Below are 4,991 nucleotides of genomic sequence, written 5' to 3'. Positions count from 1 at the left end.
CTGGAGAACAAGGGGATTACTGTTCACCTTGACCATGTCGTCAAAGAAATTGATCCCAAGCAGAAACGCGTTGTGGACGACAAGGGCGACGTTTTCACCTACCAAAAACTGTTGTTGGCCACAGGCGGCAAGCCACGACGCCTTCCGTTCGGTGATGACCGGATCATTTACTTTCGCACCCTGTCGGACTATCGGCAGCTTCATGCGCTTACCGAAACGGGTCGGCGGTTTGCCGTAATCGGCGGCGGCTTTATCGGCTCGGAAATTGCTGCGGCGCTGGCTATGAACGGGAAAGAAGTGGTGATGATCTTCCCCGGCAAGGCTATTGGCGATCGCATTTTCCCGCCTCCCCTCGCTCAGTTTGTATCCGACTTCTACACGCAAAAAGGTGTTGAGGTACTGGCCGGCGAAGAGATTATTGATTTGGAGACCCGCGGCAATCAGCGTATTTTGAAAACGAATGCTCACCGGGAAATCGAAGTGGACGGCGTGGTGGCGGGAGTTGGCATCGAGCCGAACACCGAACTTGCTCAATCAATCAGGCTAAAAGTGGAAAACGGAATCGTCGTGGACGAATTCCTGCGCACCAGCCATCCGGATATTTACGCTGCAGGAGATGTTGCCTCATTCTATAACCCTGCGTTGGCAAAGCGCATACGGGTCGAACACGAAAACAACGCCAATGTGATGGGACGGCTGGCAGGTCGAAACATGGCAGGCAAGCCTGAGCCCTACCATCATCTGCCCTTCTTTTATTCCGATTTGTTCGATTTGGGATACGAAGCCGTGGGCGAAGTGGACTCACGCCTGGAGACTTTTATCGACTGGAAACGGCTCAACGAGGAAGGCGTCATCTATTATTTGCAGAACAACCGCGTGCGGGGTGTATTGCTGTGGAATGTATGGGAACAGGTGGAGGCCGCCCGCCAGCTGATCGCCGAACCTGATCCGGTTACTTTGAAGGATCTTCAGGGGCGGTTGCGATAATCGCCCACACGATAACACCACAGCTGTTCCATTTAGCCATAAAATGTGGCGTACCGGTCAAGGCAAGCGCCAGCCGTACGTAGATGCCTTTGTTTTGAACGGAGTAGGAGAAACAGTTGCCTTTTTCTACCGTCTATCCTTTGCCTTGGCATTTGGCTAGCCGCTGAAGTTCACCAGACTGGGCGAAATGGTAGGCCAGTTTACGCTCTGGTGTATTTGCCCAAGCCGCCGCTACTTTTTCGTCCTTGGCTTCGGAGTAGCCCACGCCATAGCCGATCAATGCCATGGCTCGCCCTTTTGTCCGTTATGTCGTCCCTCTATTCTCTTGTCCGGCAACTCATTTTACAAGGCTGTTGCCGGACATTTTTCGACCTTGCCATCTAAGGATCGTTTTCCGGACAAGGGCCTCTCGCCCCACGAGCACTGGGTGGACGCCGGTTATGGGTCGGCGGAACTCCTGGTCAGCAGTCGAGTTCATTACGGCATCGATCTGGTCGGACCCGCCCGTGAAAATCCCGTGTGGCAAACTAAAGTAGAGGGCGCCTACACGGGCGAGCGGTTTACAATCGACCGGGAATAACGCGTGGCCCACTGCCCACAGGGCGTGGCCTCGGCGGCTTGGCGCGACTATAGCAACGCGGAGGAAAAGCCCTATCATTTAGTCCAATTTCCGAAGGCAGCGTGTCAGGCTTGCCAAGCCCGAATGCTTTGCACCCGTACTAAACAGCAACCGCGCCGGTTACACTTGCATCCACGACCTGAACATGAAGCCCTGTATGCAGCCCGGCAACGATTTAAGAGCGAAGAGGGTAAGTTGCTTTATGCGAAACGTTCTGGCGTAGAGGGTACACTGTCGCAAGGCGTCAGAGCCTTTGGATTCGCCGCACACGTTATCGCAGATTGGCAAAAACCCATTTGCAACAGGTGGTGACGGCTGGCGCCACCAATCTTGATCGAATCGCTGCATGGCTAGCGGAGAGGCCGTTGGCGCCTACGCGAATATCGCGCTTCGCAGCATTGCCTGCCTAAACACGTTCGCCAACAGTATCCGGTCGTATTGTCAAACTCTTGAATAAAGGTAAAAGTGGCAGGTACGTGAAGACTGAGTTGAATGCTTTGCCCGGTTTCTGTATAGGCAAAGCGGACACTGGCGATGAACCAAAAGGGGAATTATTGAATAGCCGCTCCGAACCGTTGCAGTCTTTCACTCGGATTTTTTGAATGGCAATAATTAGCAGTATAGCGGCCAGCTGCTGAGTTGCTTGGGCAAGTCAATTGCAAAAACAGGTATTGAAGTTATCCAGATTTAAGTCTCGCAAAAGAGCTCCAATCAGTCAGCAGACCAACGATATTCAAAATCTTCGCCATTCATAATGGTAGCATCGGTCAGTTTCTTTTTTATTTCAGTTCCGCCTGGCATCATTGGAAGCATATTAAAATAATTGCGAATAGCGCCGTTGATACCAGAAAGACAGCCCTTCGTTTTAATCCAGTTTTGAGGGCTGAAAACTCTGTTTGCCGGTTGCGGCTCATTAGCGGCAGCTTCAAGAGCCATATTAAGGCTAATACCAGCCACTTTTACAATCTCATCAACCATAGCTAATTTAGATGCTACTTCGTAAGATTTAAATGGATTAGGCACACGATCTGACTGGTTATTAGCAATGGAGAAGCACATTCCTATGGCATACAGATGGTGATAAGGCGCATATGCCCGCATTGCAAGGAGGGTTTCATTAAGGCTTAAAGGATTTGCCGGAACCCATGTCTTTATAACTTGGTTCATCCATGCGTTAAGTGCAAAGACGTTTTCGGGGGGATAATCCTTATTCTTAAAGAGTGTTTCAAAGTATTTATCGAAAATTTTAGTTTCTCCATATGAAAGGTTAGGTCTTTGGGAGTGCCATGCAACAAGGTTTTTGGCAAGACCAGATAGTTCAACAACATGATCTTTGTTTTTCTCTGCGGGTGCTGTTTCGCCTCGTTTGGTAATGAAATATCCGCTGGGATATTTAAGCTCATACGATTTTTTTATTGCCAGTACCCGTTTATCATTACTTCTTAAGTCACGGGCTTTCACTGCGCTCTGCGAGTTTGTGTAAATTGATATTTTATCTGCGCGATCTCTTTGTGGTATTTCGTAAAACCTAAACAAGATGAAGGAATCATCCACTTTCTTAACTGTTTCGCTACATGAAAGAATTGTGTTTAGAGATTGGCAACCATTGACTACGCTCAAGCCATACAGAGAAAGCGTTTCTCCAGACAACTCCATTTTATTGCATAAGGCTGTTATGCCGTTGTGGAAGAAAAAGAAATCTGATCTCTTATCTCCGAGAATGGAATGTCTAATCCCCTTGTTTACTGCATTGCTCGAACCGAGGCTTTGTCTGACATTTTTTTGGAACAATGTTCCGTCTTTTATGCCGGGTAAATTGATGCATTCTTTTAATGGTAGTGCAGCAACTAAGATAGGCGTACCCGCAATTTCGTGGTACATGAACTTGCTATCTTTAAGATTTAGCTTGTAGTTGATGCTAGGGTTATCAGACTCAATCGCATACTCGTAACGGCGTCTGAGTTCATCATTTTCGATCACATGTATAATGGCATCGAATTCTTCGTTTTCACTAATCCTAGCTAGCTCTTGCTGAAATGTTTTTAGATCGTTCTTAGCCGATTCAGTCAAGGTTCCTGTGGTAATTAATTCGAATGAAACTTCATAGTCTTCTTCGAGAGCTATTGCCAGCTCAGATAATTTTCTTTGCAGCTTTACGTTAGCGACGTTTTGAAGTCGCACTAGGTCTTTGATCTGTATCCATGAGGACAACACTTCGCGTAGAGGTTCAGCGTCGATAACGCCGCTTTCAATAAATTTGCCTTGTATAATGCGGACAAGAGATTTGTCATCATCAATAATTACGGCATCAATCTGCTTGTCGTTCGACCCATCAGTAATATCGTCCCGCGTTTCATTCATGTCGCGGAATAGCGCATTACGAAGATACCAAGCGACAAAGCGCTGCCCATCATTGGGAAACCGCTGTTGGAAATATTCTGCGGCTATTTGTTTTTTTATCAAATTGTACATCTGTGCTTCCTTTGAAAAAAGTAAACTAATAATTATAGTTAGGTTTTTCTCTTACGCTGCCAACTCATTGGCTATCATTTCCGCCTGTTTAAGCATATTGTCAATTTTTTGGCAAATCTCCATATCACCCAAATACCTTGGAAAGAATACACAGTCAATTGATTATAAAAGACTACTTTACGAAAATTTGCATCGTATCATCTATTCCTGCTGCAGATAGGCGGCCATCATTCTGGGGATGATCGGACTCATTCTTAATAGCCGGTGATTGGTGCTGACGATTACAAGGCTGTCCTGTATTGTTGAAGGCAATGTAAAGTTAGCGATCAGCTGGCTCTTTATTTTTCGGGGGTCCGGCTACTTGTATTGCATATTTATATACAGAAATGTATTATTATGCTATACACAAAGGAGCATCATTATGGCCCATGCACAAACCAAAGAAACAGTTTCTGTTTCCATCAACATACGCGCTAGATCCGGACAGCGCGATCTCATTGACCAAGCCGCAGAGCGCTTAGGCCGCAGCCGGTCGGACTTTATGCTGGAAGCCGCCTGCCGTGAGGCAGAAAATGTTCTGCTCGACCAAGCTTTTTTCACGGTCGATGCAGGCACATTTGCTAAATTTCAGGCGCTACTCGATCAGCCCTTGCCGCCAACAGATAAGCTACGCCGCTTACTCAAGACAAAAGCGCCGTGGGAAAAATGATCGGTCTTGAGCTCACTCCACCCTCCCCGATTACGGCCGACTGCCAACTGGCAAATTTCGATAGCGGTGAATTATCTCTAAACGAATGGCTTAAAAAACGAGCACTTAAGAACCATGCGGCCGACGCTTCGCGTTGCTTCGTGGTATGTAACGGCGTAGATGTTATAGGCTATTACAGCCTATCGGCCGGCGCAATCAGCCATG

Annotated in this window: 6 protein-coding genes and 1 pseudogene; 5 read left to right on the top strand and 2 right to left on the bottom strand. The window is 47.4% G+C overall.

Annotated features, from left to right (window positions below; translation table 11 throughout):
• Window positions 1-987, top strand: a 987-nt coding sequence (locus HUX64_RS02085; protein WP_174624592.1) for an NAD(P)/FAD-dependent oxidoreductase, incomplete at its 5' end; no start/stop codon positions are given.
• A gap of 133 nt (window positions 988-1,120) precedes the next feature.
• Here HUX64_RS02085 and HUX64_RS02080 read toward each other — a convergent pair.
• Window positions 1,121-1,273, bottom strand: coding sequence for a hypothetical protein (locus HUX64_RS02080; RefSeq protein WP_174624591.1), 153 nt, complete (start codon window positions 1,271-1,273; stop codon window positions 1,121-1,123).
• A 39-nt stretch (window positions 1,274-1,312) separates the two neighbouring features.
• Here HUX64_RS02080 and HUX64_RS02075 point away from each other — a divergent pair, with 39 nt between their 5' ends.
• Together HUX64_RS02075 and HUX64_RS20325 are read left to right on the top strand one after the other, a co-directional pair.
• Complete coding sequence (locus HUX64_RS02075) at window positions 1,313-1,567, top strand: hypothetical protein (protein ID WP_174624590.1); 255 nt, start codon at window positions 1,313-1,315, stop codon at window positions 1,565-1,567.
• 3 nt (window positions 1,568-1,570) lie between these two features.
• Window positions 1,571-1,918, top strand: a complete 348-nt coding sequence (locus HUX64_RS20325) for a transposase (protein ID WP_174624589.1) — start codon at window positions 1,571-1,573, stop codon at window positions 1,916-1,918.
• Between the two features lie 399 nt (window positions 1,919-2,317).
• Here HUX64_RS20325 and HUX64_RS02065 read toward each other — a convergent pair whose 3' ends face one another.
• Window positions 2,318-4,078 carry an AIPR family protein gene (locus tag HUX64_RS02065; protein WP_174624588.1) on the bottom strand — a complete coding sequence of 587 codons (1,761 nt, stop codon included), beginning with the start codon at window positions 4,076-4,078 and terminating at the stop codon, window positions 2,318-2,320.
• Between the two features lie 421 nt (window positions 4,079-4,499).
• On the opposite strand from HUX64_RS02065, the gene HUX64_RS02060 reads away from it, so the two are divergent.
• Together HUX64_RS02060 and HUX64_RS19085 are read left to right on the top strand one after the other, a co-directional pair.
• Window positions 4,500-4,787, top strand: a complete 288-nt coding sequence (locus tag HUX64_RS02060; protein ID WP_174624587.1) for a type II toxin-antitoxin system TacA family antitoxin — start codon at window positions 4,500-4,502, stop codon at window positions 4,785-4,787.
• Window positions 4,784-4,991 (top strand): annotated as a pseudogene (locus tag HUX64_RS19085) (GNAT family N-acetyltransferase); the annotation flags it as partial. The gene HUX64_RS02060 and the pseudogene HUX64_RS19085, both read left to right, overlap by 4 nt.

Source organism: Candidatus Methylobacter favarea (assembly GCF_902806695.1).
Taxonomy (GTDB): domain Bacteria; phylum Pseudomonadota; class Gammaproteobacteria; order Methylococcales; family Methylomonadaceae; genus Methylobacter_B; species Methylobacter_B favarea.
The sequence above is the reverse complement of the archived record's forward strand: the minus strand, read 5'-3'. Positions and strand labels throughout refer to the sequence as shown.